Source organism: Lacinutrix jangbogonensis (assembly GCF_000797445.1).
GTDB classification, from domain to species: Bacteria; Bacteroidota; Bacteroidia; order Flavobacteriales; family Flavobacteriaceae; genus Lacinutrix; species Lacinutrix jangbogonensis.
On the sequence record NZ_JSWF01000028.1, the window covers coordinates 87818 to 102284 of the forward strand.

Consider the following 14467-nt stretch of genomic DNA (forward strand, 5'->3'; position numbering starts at 1 on the left):
AATATAAATATAAATTTAGATTAATCTAAATTTATTGTTTAAATATATTCATATATTTGTTTTAATAGTTAATAAAAATTATGATTACACTTACAGAAGAGAACTATATAAAGGCTATCTATCACCTTGGAAAACAAGGCGAAGAAACCGTTAATACTAATGCTATTGCAGATTCTTTAAAGACTAAGGCGTCTTCTGTAACAGATATGCTAAAAAAATTATCCGAAAAGAAATATGCTCACTATATTAAATATCAAGGTGTAATTTTAACGGAAAATGGTAAGAAAATAGCAATTAGTATTATTAGAAAGCACAGGTTATGGGAAGTTTTCTTGGTTGAAAAATTAAATTTTACTTGGGATGAGGTCCATGAAGTTGCAGAAGACTTGGAGCATATTCAATCTGAAAAACTAATAAACGAACTGGATGCTTTTTTAGAACACCCAACTCATGACCCTCATGGAGATCCAATACCAGATAAAGACGGTAATTTTAAGCAAATTGAAAAAATTCTATTGTCTCAGGCAGTCGTTAATAATAAATACCAATGTGTTGGTGTTAAAGATACTTCTTCCAGTTTTTTAAAGTATTTAGATGCAAATAAAATAGCTTTAGGTACCGAAGTTACAATTTTGCATAAAGAACCGTTCGATCAATCTATTAAAATTGAACTAAATAATAATACTATTACGGTGTCTCAAAATGTTGCAAAAAACTTGTTTTTAAAAACTGTTTAATTATGAAATATATTCTGTCCATTTTAACTTTATTTGTTGTTATACATGTTCCTGCTCAAGATTCTACGAAAGTTAAAGCTGAAACACCAAAAATTGTTTCTAAATTAATGTACGGAAAAACGATTACAGTTGAAGATTTAGAATTCAAATTTGTCTCTGTAGAAAGCGATTCGCGTTGCCCAAAAGGAGTGCAATGTGTTTGGGCTGGAGAAGCTATTGTTTTAATAGATGTTTTTAAAGATGGAAAGAAGGTAGAGCGAAAGCGAATTTCATTTTCTCCAACAGCACAACTACAAAACTCACTTGGTAATTTATATGCTTCAGAAGCACTTAATATTTCAGGATTTAATATTGCTCCTTATCCAGAGTATAAAAACAAAATTAAGGCTGAAGATTATTATATTTTGTTAGATGTTAGAAATTAGTTTAAATTTATTTGGTTATTTGGTTATTTCTTTATTCTTGAATTTAAATTTTAATAATTATGAAAAAAGTAATTTTATTTTTAGCGGTTGTATAATTTACAACTAGTAGTTTCTCTACAAATGAAACAAGTAAAGAGTTAAATATTAGCGACGTTCAAAGATTTAATTGTGTATTAACATTGAATGTTACACACACTAATACAATGACTGGAGAAGCTTATACAACAACCCAAACAGTGCAGTTAGGCAAAGTAAACTCTTACAGTGAATGTCAAGGTCTAGCTAGTAATTATGTGAATTTTTTAAATCAAGTAATGGATATTTTTAACCCATAATTTATTTATGATTAAAAGAAGTTTGTTTTTTTTATTTTTTATTAATTTTTGTTTTGCACAAAGCCAGAGTAAAGAAAAAGTTAGTGTAACCTATTTGTTTCAAAACAACTCTGTTGCCAACAAAGTATTTGAGTTTGATGCTAGTTTTATAGCAGATAATACATCCTCAATTTATATAGTACTTTCTAATACTAAAAGCAAAATTGATGAAAACGCTAAAATATCTGAAGATGATGATGCAATTGTTGAAAAAACAATAGATATTTCTGATGGAACTAATGTTTTTGTGTATACTAATTTATTGACAAAAGACATTAAGCATAGATCTAGTATTGGTAATAAGAGTTATAAAATTTCTGAAAAAATCTCAAACTTTGATTGGGAACTAATTGAGGAGGAAAAAACGATTGGTAATATTGTTTGCTATAAAGCAAAAACTACTTATAGAGGTAGAGACTATATTGCTTGGTATGCACCATCCATACAATTAATGTTTGGGCCTTGGAAATTTTCTGGATTACCAGGATTGATTTTAGAAATTTATGATACACAAAAAACATTTTTATGGACAGCAAAGAGTATAAAGTATCCATACAAAGGTTCTCAAGAATTAAAAGAACCAGAAAGTAGTAATTTAATGAATATTACGTTAAAGGAGTTCATATCTAAAAGTAATAAGTCTAGAGAGAAGTTTTTTAAAATTAAAAAATCTAAAATGCCAAGAGGACATAAAATTTTAAAATCTGAGACCACTAGATCTGGTATTGAACTGAAATATGAATGGGAAACAGATAAATAAATATTTAAATAGTAAACTTAATAAAAAATATTGCCTGCTGCTTTTTATAGTAGCAGGCAATTTTTTATATGGACAAAACACAATTTTTGGAAAAGTCCAAGACAGTTTAAATAATCCCATCCTATTTGCAAATGTTATTGTTAAAACGTCTAATACTAAAAAAATTATTAATTATACAGCAACAGATGAAAAAGGTCATTATAAATTAAATAATCTAAAATCAGGAAATTATTTAGTAAGCTACAGTAGTCTATCTTATGAAACAAAAAACATTACAGTAATTATTGCTAAAGAAAGTTTAGAAAGAAATGTTGTACTTAATAATACAACTATGAAATTAGATGAAATTAATATTAAAACAGAGCGGGCAATTGTTAAAAAAGAGGACACTACAATTTTTAATGTGGGATCGTTTATCAAAGGAAACGAAACTGTTGTAGAAGATGTTTTAAATAATTTACCCGGAATAAATGTCGATGAAAATGGAACCATTAAAATCGGGAATAAAGAAATCGAAAAAGTTATGGTAGAAGGCGACGATTTTTTTAAAAAAGGATATAAAACTTTAACTAAAAATTTAGATGCTATGGTAATAGATAAAGTTGAAGTTTACGATAATTACTCTAATAACAAACTCTTAAAAGGTATAGAGAACAGCGAAAAAGTTGCAATAAATTTAATCTTAAAAAAAGACAGAAAATTAGATTGGTTTGGAAATGTAGATGTAAATTATGGGTTATTTAGTGCTAATCGCTATAAGTTTAAATCTAATATTATGCGCTTTGGAAATAATGTTAAACATTATTTTTTAACAAGTTTAAATAATATTGGAGAAGCTAATGGAGATAACTCAACTTATTATATTGGAGCAAATTTAAATAATGAAATTGGTGCTTTAGGAGACAATATTGAAGCAGCCTCTATAATAGACTTAAATAATTTTAACTTATTTATTAATGAAGAAAGATATAAGTTCAATAATGAAGAGCTGGTTTCACTTAATTCCATATTAAACATAGGAGAAAAAGAAAAATTACGTATAAATAGTAAACTAAATTTAGATAAAAATATTTATTCGCAAAACTCTAATGAAACCTTTTTTTTAGAAGATGGCTTTTTCAAAAATTCAGAATCAAACATTTTAGATAAAAAAATTAATAATTTAGATATATCATTTAATTATAAATATGATATTTCTAAAACAAAATTGTTTGAAATAGACTCAAAAATAGTAAGTAATACTTACAATATAGATAACCATTTGATTTTTAATAATAAATCGATTGATGAACAACTAAAAAATAATACAAAACGAATTGACAATAAATTTGTTTATACCAATAAGTCAAGTAACAATAGTGTTATTGCTTTAACATTAAGACAAATAAGTGAAAAAAAACCACAAAGATATTTTGTTAATAATTACCAGTATGAAGACTTATTTAATAATGAAGATATAATTTCTGTAAATCAAAATAGTGAAAACAAGTTGCATTATTATGGGTTTGAAGCTCATTATTTAAATAAAAAAAGGAAAAATTTATTGCAAATCACAAGTGGTGTTACTTATAAAAAAAGCAACTTGAATTCTAATTTTATATTAAATAGTTTGGAAAACAATTTAATTGATAATTTTCCAAATTATACCAATAATGGAATTTTTAAAGAGGTTGATTATTATATTAAATTAAAATATCTATTAAATTTTAATAATATAACCATAAGTTCTAGTTTAAATTCTCATTATTTGTTTAACAAATATGTTGAAGATTCAGCTGTTTCAAAGAATAATATTGTGATTATTAACCCAAAATTTAGTTTAATTTATAAGATAAATAAACAAAACATTTTATTTTTATCCTATGGGAAAAATATCTCAAACTTAAAACACGAAAATATATTTAACAATTATATTTTATCAGATTTTAGAACTTTTAATAGAGGTGTAGGTGAAATAAACCAAATTAAATCGAGCAATCTTTCTATAAGATACCAGTTAGGTAGTTGGTCCGATAGTTTTACGACTTCTGTAAATTTTAGTTATTTAAAAAGTCATGACTTTTTATCATCAAAAAGCTTAATTACACCTAATTACTCTCAAATAGATAGATTTATTGCCAAAAACGGAGATTTTTATAATGCAGATTTAAAAATTGATAAATTCTTTGAATTTATATCAAGTAATATTAAAATAAAATTTAAGTATTCTAAAATGAACTACAATAATATTCTGAATAATGGAGAATTAAGAAATATTGAAAATAATATTTACCAATATGGTTTTGAATTCAAATCGATTTTTGATGGTGTTTTTAATTATCATATAGGTACAAAATGGCAAAGCAGTAATATTAAAATTTCAAATTCTTTTTTCTTTAATTCAAATAATTTATTATTCTTGGATTTAAATTTAAATTTTAATAAAAACCTTAATGTAAGTATAGTAGGAGAAAGATATACTTTTGGTAATTTAGAAAAGGACGGTGTTTATAATTTTTTAGATTTAGATTTTAAGTATAGTTTACCCAAAAAGAATATTACTTTTACACTTTCCGGTAAAAATTTATTCGATAATAAAACTTTTAATCAGTATTTCATATCGGATAATAGTGAGTCGATAGATAGCTACAAATTATTACCAAGGTTTGTTTTATTAGGTGCTAATTTTAGATTTTAATGACAACCACAATCATCTTCACCACACGCCTTTTTCAATTTTTTTTTCAAAAAAAACTTCTTCATCAAAAACACAATAGCTAAGCCTAAAATTACAAAAACGATTATATTTTGAAGTATTGTATTCATTTATTTCAAAAATTGATAAGCTATTAAAGCTACAATATACGCAATTGCTGTCATAATTGTAAATTGATACACTGGCCATTTCCAGCTATTGGTTTCTTTTTTCACAATCGCTAAAGTACTCATGCATTGCATAGCAAAGGCATAGAATAGTAATAATGAAATTCCAGAAGCAAAATTAAATAATGGACCACCTAGAATTGGGTTTACTTCGCTTGCCATTCGGTTTTTTATGGTTTCTTCGTCATCACTTTCAACACTGTAAATTGTTGCTAATGTGCCTACAAAAACTTCTCGAGCTGCAAAAGAACTTATTAATGCTATACCTATTTTCCAATCGTAACCTAATGGTCTTATAGCAGGTTCTATAGCTCTTCCTGTAATACCAATAAAAGAATGTTCTAGTTTGTGCGAATCTATTTTACGTTGTAGTTCGTCGGCGCTTAAATTATCTTGTGCGTACTGTTCCGTCATTATACTTTCGGCATTATTAAATTGTTCTCCTGGACCATAAGACGCCAATACCCAAAGTACAATTGAAATAGCTAATATTATTTTACCAGCACCAAAAATAAAGGCCTTTGTTTTCTCTAAAACAGTAAGCGCAACATTTTTTAAAAGTGGTACTTTGTAATTTGGCATTTCGACAACAAAAAAGGATTTACTTTTAATTTTTAGAATCTTATTTAAGATCCATGCAGAACCAACTGCTGCGCCAAAGCCAATAAGATAAAGTAGCATTAACGTTAATGCTTGATAGCTTAAACCTAATATTCTACCTTCTGGAATAACTAATGAAATAATAATTAGATATACAGGTAAGCGCGCAGAACAGGTTGTAAAAGGTGTGACCAAAATGGTAATTAAACGCTCTTTCCAACTTTCTATATTTCGGGTTGCCATAATAGCTGGAATAGCACAAGCAGTTCCAGAAATTAAAGGCACAATACTCTTACCACTTAAACCAAAACGACGCATAACTCTGTCCATTAAAAACACCACACGACTCATGTAGCCACTTTCTTCAAGGATTGCAATAAACAAGAATAAGAAAGCAATTTGTGGTATAAAAATGACGATGCCTCCTAATCCTGAAATAATACCTTCTGCAACTAAATCTGTTACTTTTCCACCACCAGGAAACGTCGCTTTTACCCAATTGCTTAAAGAGGCAAATGAAGAATCTATCCAATCCATTGGCACACTAGACCAATCGTAAATGGCTTGAAAAATGGTTAGAAGAATGAGGAAGAAAATAACATAACCCCAAACTTTATGTGTAAGAACACGATCTAGTTTAGCACGAACATCGCTCGCTTGAGAGGCGTCTATGGTTTGCCCTTTTTTAAGAACATTGTTTATAAACTGATACCGTTTTATGGTTTCTTTTTGCTGAAGTCTTTTTAGATCGCCTTTAGATTTTGTTTTAAAACTTGCAATAGCATCAATTTCTTTTCTGTTTGTTTTACCAAAGTTTACGTCTTGAGTAATAACCAACCATAATTTATACAATAACTGATTTGGAAAGGCTTTTTGTAACCGGTCAAAGTATTCAATATCAATTTCTGATGCGCTTAAACACGGCTTTACAGATAATTCTTTATAATTGGTAATCTGTTGTTTTAAGTTATCTATTCCTTCATTTTTACGGGTACTAATAACAGCTATTTTAGTTTCTAATTGCTGCTCTAAATATTCAATATCCAGCGTAATCCCTTTTCTGCGCATTCTATCTGCCATGTTTACAACCAGTAAACAAGGGATTTCAAGATCTTTAATTTGCGTAAAAAGTAAGAGGTTTCGTTTTAGGTTTTCAACATCACTAACGACAACAGCAACATCTGGGAAATCTTTATCGTTTCGGTTTAAAAGTAATTCTATAACGACACTTTCATCTAGAGAGGATGCATTTAGACTATATGTTCCGGGTAAATCTATAATATGCGCTTTAACACCTCGAGGCAATTTGCAGATGCCTTCTTTTTTCTCGACCGTAATACCGGGATAATTACCAACTTGTTGGTTTAAACCTGTTAAAGCATTAAAAACAGAAGTTTTTCCAGTATTAGGATTTCCAATTAGGGCAACATTTATTTGCTTACTCATCTATTTTTTCGATTAAAATATGAATAGCTGTTTCTTTTCTAATCGCTAAATGGCTACCATTAATATTTAGATATAATGGATCTGAAAACGGAGCAACTTGCACCAGTTCTACAAAATTACCAGGAAGGCAACCCATTTCAAGGAGTTTTAAAGGGATCAATTCTGAAGAAACATCAGTAATTATTCCTTTTTCGCCACGTTTTAAATGTGCTATTGTGTGCTTCAAGCTTATTTAGATTGATTTTAAAGAAGCAAAAGTAAGAGAAAAAACTTAAGCTAAAAAATTGTAATTGAATAAAGGTCTATTTCTCCATACGTTTTAATTTTTTGATGTCTTTTAATAATTGAGAAATAGCTTCAGGATCTGTACCATCGTAAGTACCACGAATTCTTTGCTTTTTATCTATTAGGATGAAGTTCTCTGTATGAATCATGTCGAATTGGTCTCCATTTCCATCTGTCAAAACTGCAAAATAACTTTTCCTAGTCAATTCGTAAATATGCTTTTTATCTCCAGTTACTAAATTCCATTTCGTATCGTTTACACCCTTAAGTTTAGCATATTTTTTAAGTTGGGGCACACTATCAATAACTGGAGTTACAGAATGTGAGAGCAACATGACATCTTTATCGTTTATAAATTCTTTTTGTATGTCGTACATATGATCTGTCATTATTGGACAAATTGTTTGGCAAGTCGTAAAAAAGAAATCGGCTACATAGATTTTATCTTTGTAATCGTCTTGTGTGATGGTTTTTCCATTTTGATTAATAAGACTAAAATCGGCTATTCTATGGTATTTTTTCACATGCTGAATAGTGCTGTCTACTAATTTAGGTTCGAAGTTGGCAGGTTGGTAGATAGGTAAGGGTTTTTCAACATTTAAAACGTTATAAATTATTGAAATAATAAGTGCTGAAAGGATAAAAAAGCCAATAGCAAATTTTTTGTAGTCTTTAAAAAAAGAAAGCATAAACTAAATTTGAATTTTTCTTTTACAAAAATACGATGCAAACACTTGTTAAACCATTTTTGCAGCTCATAAATTGCTGTTAAATAGCAAAGCATTACAATAATAGCTTTTTAAACTAAGTCTAAATACTTACTTTTGGGCGTTATAAAAATGAATAGATAAATTACATGGGAATCATTATACAAATCTCTCAGTTTCTGCTGGGTCTTTCACTATTAATAATACTTCACGAGCTTGGACATTTTATACCAGCAAAACTATTTGGAGCTAGAGTAGAAAAATTCTACTTATTTTTTGATGTTAAATTTTCACTTTTTAAGAAAAAAATTGGTGATACCGTCTACGGAATAGGTTGGTTGCCTCTTGGAGGTTATGTAAAAATTTCTGGAATGATCGACGAAAGTATGGATACCGAGGCGATGGCCGAGGAGCCAAAACCTTGGGAATTTAGATCTAAACCAGCGTGGCAACGTTTAATTATTATGCTCGGTGGTGTGTTTGTAAACTTTCTATTGGCTTATGTAATCTATTTTTCTCTGTCTTTTGTTTACGGTGATAGATTTATTGACGCTTCCAGTATTCAAGACGGTTATTTAATAGAACATCCATTATTGAACAAAATAGGGTTTAAAACGGGTGATAATATTACTAAAGTAGGTGATTTTGATGTTGTTAACGTTGAAGATATTAGAGGTAATATAATTGGAGCGGAATCTGTTTCTTTCGAAAGAGATGGCTTAGAGCAAACTATTACTTTACCAGAAGACTTTTTAGGACAATTATCAAGTAGCAAAAGTAGAGGCGGCTTTTTTGAAATGCGTTTTCCTTTTGTTGTTGTAGCTATTCAAGACTCTTCTTTAAACAAAGGAGTTAATCTTAAAGAAGGTGATATTATAAAAACTGTTGGAGGTAAAAGCACTAAGTACAGGGATCAGTTAGCTCCAATATTAAATGATCTTAAAGGTCAAGAAGTTGAGGTTGTATTTTTAAGAGGTGATGAACAAATTACTGAAAGGTTAAAGGTTGACAATAATGCAAAGCTTGGTATTGTAAATGGAGTAAGCTCTAAAAAAATGCAGGATTTAGGCTTTTATACTATGCAGACTAAAGAATACTCTTTTGGAGAAAGTTTTGGAGTGGGTTATCACAAGTTTACGACACAAATGGGTAAATACTTTGGACAACTTAAAGTAATAGGAGATGTTAAAACAGGAGCCTATAAAGGAGTAGGAGGGTTTTATGCCATTTTAAATGTCTTTCCAGATTTTTGGAACTGGCAAAACTTCTGGACTATTACAGCATTCCTTTCTATTATGTTGGGTGTGCTTAACTTATTGCCAATCCCTGCTTTAGATGGTGGACATGTTATGTTTTTATTATATGAAATGATTTCAGGTCGTAAACCAAGTGATAAATTTATGGAGTATGCGCAAACGGTTGGGTTCTTTATTTTAATAGCTTTAGTGCTGTTTGCCAACGGAAACGATATTTTTAAAGCGATTTTTAATTAAAAAATTAAAAATAGTTTTGCGGTATCTAAAAAACAGATTATATTTGCGCTCGCAACAGCGAAAAACACTCCTCTTTAGCTCAGTTGGTTAGAGCATCTGACTGTTAATCAGAGGGTCCTAAGTTCGAGTCTTAGAAGAGGAGCAAGTTTACAGAAGCCACTAGAAATAGTGGCTTTTTTTATGGTAAAAATTTATGTTTTGTTGAGTTTAACTAGTGTTTTAGACGGTTTACACTCACTTCGAAATTTAGTAATATCACCAAAAAAGAGGAATAGTTCGATGCCCCAAAATAGTCTAGGGTTCCGAAATCAGAGATCAGAATATTGTGAATCAGTATTTAGTTGAAGAATTATTGATTTTTTTCTTTTAACTGAGTAAGCATTTCTTTAGTAATGGCATCTAAATCGAAACTATGTTTCCAATTCCAGTGCTCGCATGCTTCGCTATCATTTATACTCTTAGGCCAAGAATCTGCAATTTGTTGTCTAAAATCAGGTTTGTAAGTGATTTTAAAATCAGGAATGTGTTTTTGTATCGATGCAGCAATTTCTTTTGGCGTAAAGCTAATACCAGATAAGTTATAAGAAGACCTTATTGCAATAGCTTCTGGATTAGCGGTCATAATATCTACAGTTGCTTTAATAGCATCGTCCATAAATAACATTGGTAACGCAGTGTTTTCAGATAAAAAACACTCATACTTCTTTTCTTTTAGTGCTTTATGATAAATTTCTACAGCATAATCTGTTGTTCCACCTCCTGGTAACGTTTTCCAGCTAATAATTCCTGGATAACGAATACTTCTAACATCTACACCGTATTTATTATGGTAATATTCGCACCAACGCTCACCAACTTGTTTAGTAATTCCATACACTGTTGTTGGTTCCATTATAGTATATTGTGGAGTGTTTTCTTTTGGAGTTGTAGGTCCAAAAACAGCAATACTAGAAGGCCAAAATACATGATCAATCACTTTTTCTTTCGCAAGGTTTAACACATGAAATAGAGAATTCATATTTAAGTCCCAAGCTTCCATGGGATATTTTTCTCCTGTAGCGCTTAATAAAGCAGCCATTAAATATACGGTTTTAACATTATTGTTTTTACAACAATCTTTAATAGCATTAAAGTTTTTGGCATCAAGAATAGTAAAAGGGCCAGAATTTACGAGTTCTAGTTTTCTTGTATTAATATCGCTTGCAATTACATTATCAGTACCATAGATTTCTCTAAGTTTAGAAGTAAGTTCAGATCCTATTTGACCACAAGCGCCAATAATTAAAATTTTTGATGACATAATATAAGTATAAATTATAATTCAAAAATAATCAGATTTTATTCAATTTTCAGTTAAAAACAAAATATTAATAACTCGAGTCTATTTTTGTGATATTAGTAAGAACATAAATGCTTGAATATAATATATTTGTATTATACCAAGTGAATTTTAAAACGATTGCTAATAAATTTGAAGTTTATCTGGTCTTAACCAAGACACTTTAATTAATGAAACATTTAATAACACTAATATTACTAGTTGTACTTTCTGCATGTAAAAAAGATGTAAATACAACAACAGAAACTATTATAGCTACAAACGATTCGACAAAGGTTACAAAAGAAGACATTTCTAAAATTAATTATATAGATTTTGGGATAGATAATAAAGCCAAAATAACATTAGACTCTTGGGTAGCTTATAATATTATTTCAAGAGCAATTGTGGCCTCAAAACAAGGCGATTTTATTTTTTTTAAGTCAGACGATGAGGTTTTTAATACCACGCTTAAAGATATAGAGACCACAACACCAAAAACTATAGATAGCGAACCCATTAAAGCAAGGGTTTTAATTTTAAGGACTAAATTGTTAAAATTTCGAGAAATAGTAAATTTAAATACATCTAATAAAAATGAAAAGCTTTTTGCTTTAAAAGAGCTTTTCCAATCGTTTTCGTATGTTACACTTCAAATAAATAAGAAGTTTGAAAAAGAAGCGCAAAACATTATAAAACCAGATTCGTTATGAGATTAATTACACTACTTTTTTTGAGCATACTGTTTGTGTCTTGTAAAACAGAAATTAAAATAGATACCGAAGAGACTAAACGTGTTTCAACAGAAGAGATTAAAGAAAACATCAATGTAAATTTAAATCTTTGGCACAAGGCAGCTGCTGAAGCAAATTTCGATGACTACTTTAATTTAATGACAAAAGATGGCGTGTTTATAGGGACAGATGCATCAGAAAATTGGCAAATTGAAGCTTTTAAATCCTTTTCAAAACCTTATTTCGATAAAGGGAAAGCGTGGAGTTTTTCAGCTTTAGAACGAAATATTTATATTTACGAAGACCAAAAACTTGCTTGGTTTGATGAGTTGCTAGACACACAAATGAAGCTTTGTAGAGGATCTGGAATACTTAAACTAGAAGATAACCAATGGAAGGTTGCTCATTATGTATTATCTATAGCTATACCAAACGATGATGTTACAGAAGTGGTAAAACTGAAGGCAGGATTTGATAACTTATACACTAAAAAACTAATGCTTAAATAGGTTTAAAAATAGATGTTTAGAAAGCGCATTCATTAAGTTGAATGCGCTTTTTTTTGTTAAAACGTGTTTTTAGATTGAAATATCTCTGTAACTTAGAGCACTGAATAATCATAAAACCAATTAATAATGAAAACAAATTTAACTAAATAGTCTTTTTTAGGCGCTTTTGCAATACTTAGTATCGTTGCATGTAAAGAAGAGGAAAAGAAAGATATGGTGCAATTAGAAGAGGTACCAGGTATTAATTTAGACTTCATGGATAAAAAAGTGAAGCCTAACGATGATTTTTTCAAATACGTAAACGGAAAATGGCTTGAAACTAACGAAATCCCAGACGATAGAACGACTTGGGGAAGTTTCCAGGAGCTTAGAAAAAAAACAGATGAAGATGCATTAGCTATTTTAAAAGCGACAATGAATACTAATAAGGATCTAGAAACCATTACGGTTGTGCCAGGTTCAGACCAAGAAAAGGCAGTAAATTATTACCAAACCATAATGGATACCGTTGGTAGAGATTCACAAGGCTTAAAACCTTTAGAGCCCTACTTAGCTAAAATTGCAGCAATAAAAAACAGTGGAGATTTACAGGCTTACATGATCGAAATGGAGCCAAAAGGTGGTGGCGGATTATATGGTTTTGGTGTAGGTGCAGACCCAAAAGATAGTAACCGTAATGTTGCATATGTTGGTGGAGGAAGCACTGGATTACCAGATAGAGATTATTATGTAAAAGATGATGCAGACTCAAAAGAAAAGAGAGCGAAATATGTAACTCACATTACTAGAATGTTACAATATTTAGGAGATAGTGAAGAGGAAGCTGCTACAGATGCGAATATCATTCTGGCATTCGAAACACGTTTGGCTGAAGCTAAAATGGATAAAGTAGAACGTCGTAATCCAGACAATCGTTACAATCCTAGATCTATTAGCGATCTACAACTAATGGTGCCAGAAGTAAAATGGTCAAACTTTTTTAAGGGCATTGGGGTTAAAGAAATTGACACTGTTATTGTAGGTGATTTGGGCTATTTTAAAAGGTTAAATGAGGTTCTAGCAGAAAATAATGTAGACGATTGGAAAGCTTATTTACGTTGGAAAGCATTAAATAACGCTTCAGGAAGGTTAACTATGGAGTTAGATAAAGCAGATTGGGATTTTTATAGCAAAGAATTAAACGGAGCTAAAAAACAACGTGCAAGAGAAGAGCGAGCTTTGGGAAGTTTAAACAACACAGTAGGTGAAGCATTAGGTAAGTTGTATGTTGAGCGTAAGTTTCCACCTGAGGCAAAAGCGAAAGCAGAAAAAATGATTAAAAATGTGATTTTAGCTTTTGAAAATAGAATAAATAAGCTAGACTGGATGAGTGAAGAAACTAAGAAAAAAGCGATTGAGAAATTAAGAGCAACTAAAGTGAAAATAGCATATCCAGATCAATGGAAAGATTATTCAAGCCTAGAAATTAGTAGTGTTGAAGATGGAGGTTCTTACCTTCAAAACTCATTAAACGCACGTGCATGGAACTTTAAAAAAGATATTGATAAGTTAGGGAAGCCGGTAGATAAATCAGAATGGTTTATGGCGCCACAAGTAGTTAATCCAGCTTTTAACGAAATTGTATTTCCTGCAGCTATTTTACAACCACCTTTTTATAATTATACTGCAGACGATGCCGTAAATTATGGAGGAATAGGAGCTGTAATTGGTCATGAGATTTCGCATAGTTTTGACGATTCTGGCGCTAAGTACGATAAGGATGGAAACCTTAACAATTGGTGGACAGACGAAGACAAGAAACAATTTGAAAATTTAGGAGATGCATTAGCAAGTCAATATTCTGCAATAGAAGTATTGCCAGACGTTAACATTAATGGTAAATTTACTTTAGGTGAAAACATTGGTGATTTAGGTGGTGTTTTAGCAGCTTACGATGCTTTACAATTAAGTTATGGAGATGATGGTAAGCCAGAAGATATTGATGGTTTTACTGCAGAACAACGTTTCTTTATGAGTTGGGCAACGGTATGGAGAACCAAAATGCGTGACGATGCTTTAAAAACAAGAATTAAAACAGATTCGCATTCTCCAGGAATGAATAGAGCAGTACAACCACTTTTAAATATTGATGCTTTTTACGAAGCCTTTGGTATTAAAGAAGGAGATAAAATGTACATAGCACCAGAAGATCGTGTGAGAATTTGGTAATATAATACC

Annotated in this window: 13 protein-coding genes and 1 tRNA gene; 10 read left to right on the forward strand and 4 right to left on the reverse strand. The window is 30.2% G+C overall.

Translation table 11 applies throughout. From position 1 onward, the window contains the following. Positions 1 to 80 precede the first annotated feature (80 nt). The 5 genes from RH82_RS09405 to RH82_RS09420 all read left to right on the forward strand — a co-directional run bounded on the left by RH82_RS09405 (position 81) and on the right by RH82_RS09420 (position 4973). The gene (locus RH82_RS09405; protein WP_034060192.1) at positions 81 to 737 is read left to right on the forward strand and encodes a metal-dependent transcriptional regulator; all 657 of its coding nucleotides are present in this window, start codon (positions 81 to 83) and stop codon (positions 735 to 737) included. A 2-nt stretch (positions 738 to 739) separates the two neighbouring features. Continuing rightward, the gene (locus RH82_RS09410; protein ID WP_034060195.1) at positions 740 to 1162 is read left to right on the forward strand and encodes a hypothetical protein; all 423 of its coding nucleotides are present in this window, start codon (positions 740 to 742) and stop codon (positions 1160 to 1162) included. A 179-nt stretch (positions 1163 to 1341) separates the two neighbouring features. Further along, on the forward strand, positions 1342 to 1497 hold the full coding sequence (locus tag RH82_RS18395; RefSeq protein WP_156112447.1) for a hypothetical protein: 156 nt from the start codon (positions 1342 to 1344) through the stop codon (positions 1495 to 1497). Between the two features lie 7 nt (positions 1498 to 1504). Then, a complete protein-coding gene (locus tag RH82_RS17835; RefSeq protein ID WP_052158287.1) occupies positions 1505 to 2296 on the forward strand; it encodes a GLPGLI family protein in 792 nt (263 codons plus the stop codon). Next, complete coding sequence (locus tag RH82_RS09420; protein WP_052158288.1) at positions 2274 to 4973, forward strand: carboxypeptidase-like regulatory domain-containing protein; 2700 nt, start codon at positions 2274 to 2276, stop codon at positions 4971 to 4973. Before RH82_RS17835 ends, RH82_RS09420 begins: the two co-directional genes overlap by 23 nt. Positions 4974 to 5101: 128 nt before the next feature. Here RH82_RS09420 and feoB read toward each other — a convergent pair whose 3' ends face one another. The 3 genes from feoB to RH82_RS09435 all read right to left on the reverse strand — a co-directional run bounded on the left by feoB (position 5102) and on the right by RH82_RS09435 (position 8178). Beyond that, on the reverse strand, positions 5102 to 7204 hold the full coding sequence (gene feoB, locus RH82_RS09425; RefSeq protein ID WP_034060198.1) for a ferrous iron transport protein B: 2103 nt from the start codon (positions 7202 to 7204) through the stop codon (positions 5102 to 5104). Continuing rightward, positions 7197 to 7430 carry a FeoA family protein gene (locus RH82_RS09430; protein WP_034060200.1) on the reverse strand — a complete coding sequence of 78 codons (234 nt, stop codon included), beginning with the start codon at positions 7428 to 7430 and terminating at the stop codon, positions 7197 to 7199. Before RH82_RS09430 ends, feoB begins: the two co-directional genes overlap by 8 nt. A gap of 76 nt (positions 7431 to 7506) precedes the next feature. After that, complete coding sequence (locus tag RH82_RS09435) at positions 7507 to 8178, reverse strand: SCO family protein (RefSeq protein ID WP_034060202.1); 672 nt, start codon at positions 8176 to 8178, stop codon at positions 7507 to 7509. A 167-nt stretch (positions 8179 to 8345) separates the two neighbouring features. On the opposite strand from RH82_RS09435, the gene rseP reads away from it, so the two are divergent. Together rseP and RH82_RS09445 are read left to right on the forward strand one after the other, a co-directional pair. Further along, positions 8346 to 9689: an RIP metalloprotease RseP gene (gene rseP, locus RH82_RS09440; protein ID WP_034060204.1), complete on the forward strand. Its 1344-nt coding sequence runs from the start codon at positions 8346 to 8348 to the stop codon at positions 9687 to 9689. 68 nt (positions 9690 to 9757) lie between these two features. Next, positions 9758 to 9831, forward strand: a tRNA-Asn gene (locus RH82_RS09445). Positions 9832 to 10038: 207 nt separating this feature from the next. Here the strand turns inward: RH82_RS09445 and RH82_RS09450 are convergent. Continuing rightward, entirely contained in the window at positions 10039 to 10989 is a 951-nt protein-coding gene (locus RH82_RS09450) for an NAD-dependent epimerase/dehydratase family protein (protein ID WP_034060206.1), read from the reverse strand. Positions 10990 to 11198: 209 nt separating this feature from the next. On the opposite strand from RH82_RS09450, the gene RH82_RS09455 reads away from it, so the two are divergent. The 3 genes from RH82_RS09455 to RH82_RS09465 all read left to right on the forward strand — a co-directional run bounded on the left by RH82_RS09455 (position 11199) and on the right by RH82_RS09465 (position 14458). Next, complete coding sequence (locus RH82_RS09455) at positions 11199 to 11720, forward strand: hypothetical protein (protein WP_034060207.1); 522 nt, start codon at positions 11199 to 11201, stop codon at positions 11718 to 11720. Then, positions 11717 to 12250 carry a nuclear transport factor 2 family protein gene (locus RH82_RS09460; RefSeq protein WP_034060208.1) on the forward strand — a complete coding sequence of 178 codons (534 nt, stop codon included), beginning with the start codon at positions 11717 to 11719 and terminating at the stop codon, positions 12248 to 12250. The genes RH82_RS09455 and RH82_RS09460 overlap by 4 nt, the downstream gene beginning before the upstream one ends. 213 nt (positions 12251 to 12463) lie before the next feature. Continuing rightward, entirely contained in the window at positions 12464 to 14458 is a 1995-nt protein-coding gene (locus RH82_RS09465) for a M13 family metallopeptidase (RefSeq protein WP_156112448.1), read from the forward strand. Positions 14459 to 14467 lie beyond the last annotated feature (9 nt).

Coding starts and splice junctions, on each gene's coding strand:
- RH82_RS09455 (WP_034060207.1), top strand. CDS start 11,199: ATGAAACATTTAATAACACTAATATTACTAGTTGTACTTTCTGCATGT.
- RH82_RS09405 (WP_034060192.1), top strand. CDS start 81: ATGATTACACTTACAGAAGAGAACTATATAAAGGCTATCTATCACCTT.
- RH82_RS17835 (WP_052158287.1), top strand. CDS start 1,505: ATGATTAAAAGAAGTTTGTTTTTTTTATTTTTTATTAATTTTTGTTTT.
- RH82_RS09410 (WP_034060195.1), top strand. CDS start 740: ATGAAATATATTCTGTCCATTTTAACTTTATTTGTTGTTATACATGTT.
- RH82_RS09450 (WP_034060206.1), bottom strand. CDS start 10,989: ATGTCATCAAAAATTTTAATTATTGGCGCTTGTGGTCAAATAGGATCT.
- rseP (WP_034060204.1), top strand. CDS start 8,346: ATGGGAATCATTATACAAATCTCTCAGTTTCTGCTGGGTCTTTCACTA.
- RH82_RS09435 (WP_034060202.1), bottom strand. CDS start 8,178: ATGCTTTCTTTTTTTAAAGACTACAAAAAATTTGCTATTGGCTTTTTT.
- RH82_RS09460 (WP_034060208.1), top strand. CDS start 11,717: ATGAGATTAATTACACTACTTTTTTTGAGCATACTGTTTGTGTCTTGT.
- RH82_RS09465 (WP_156112448.1), top strand. CDS start 12,464: ATGGTGCAATTAGAAGAGGTACCAGGTATTAATTTAGACTTCATGGAT.
- RH82_RS09420 (WP_052158288.1), top strand. CDS start 2,274: ATGAATGGGAAACAGATAAATAAATATTTAAATAGTAAACTTAATAAA.
- feoB (WP_034060198.1), bottom strand. CDS start 7,204: ATGAGTAAGCAAATAAATGTTGCCCTAATTGGAAATCCTAATACTGGA.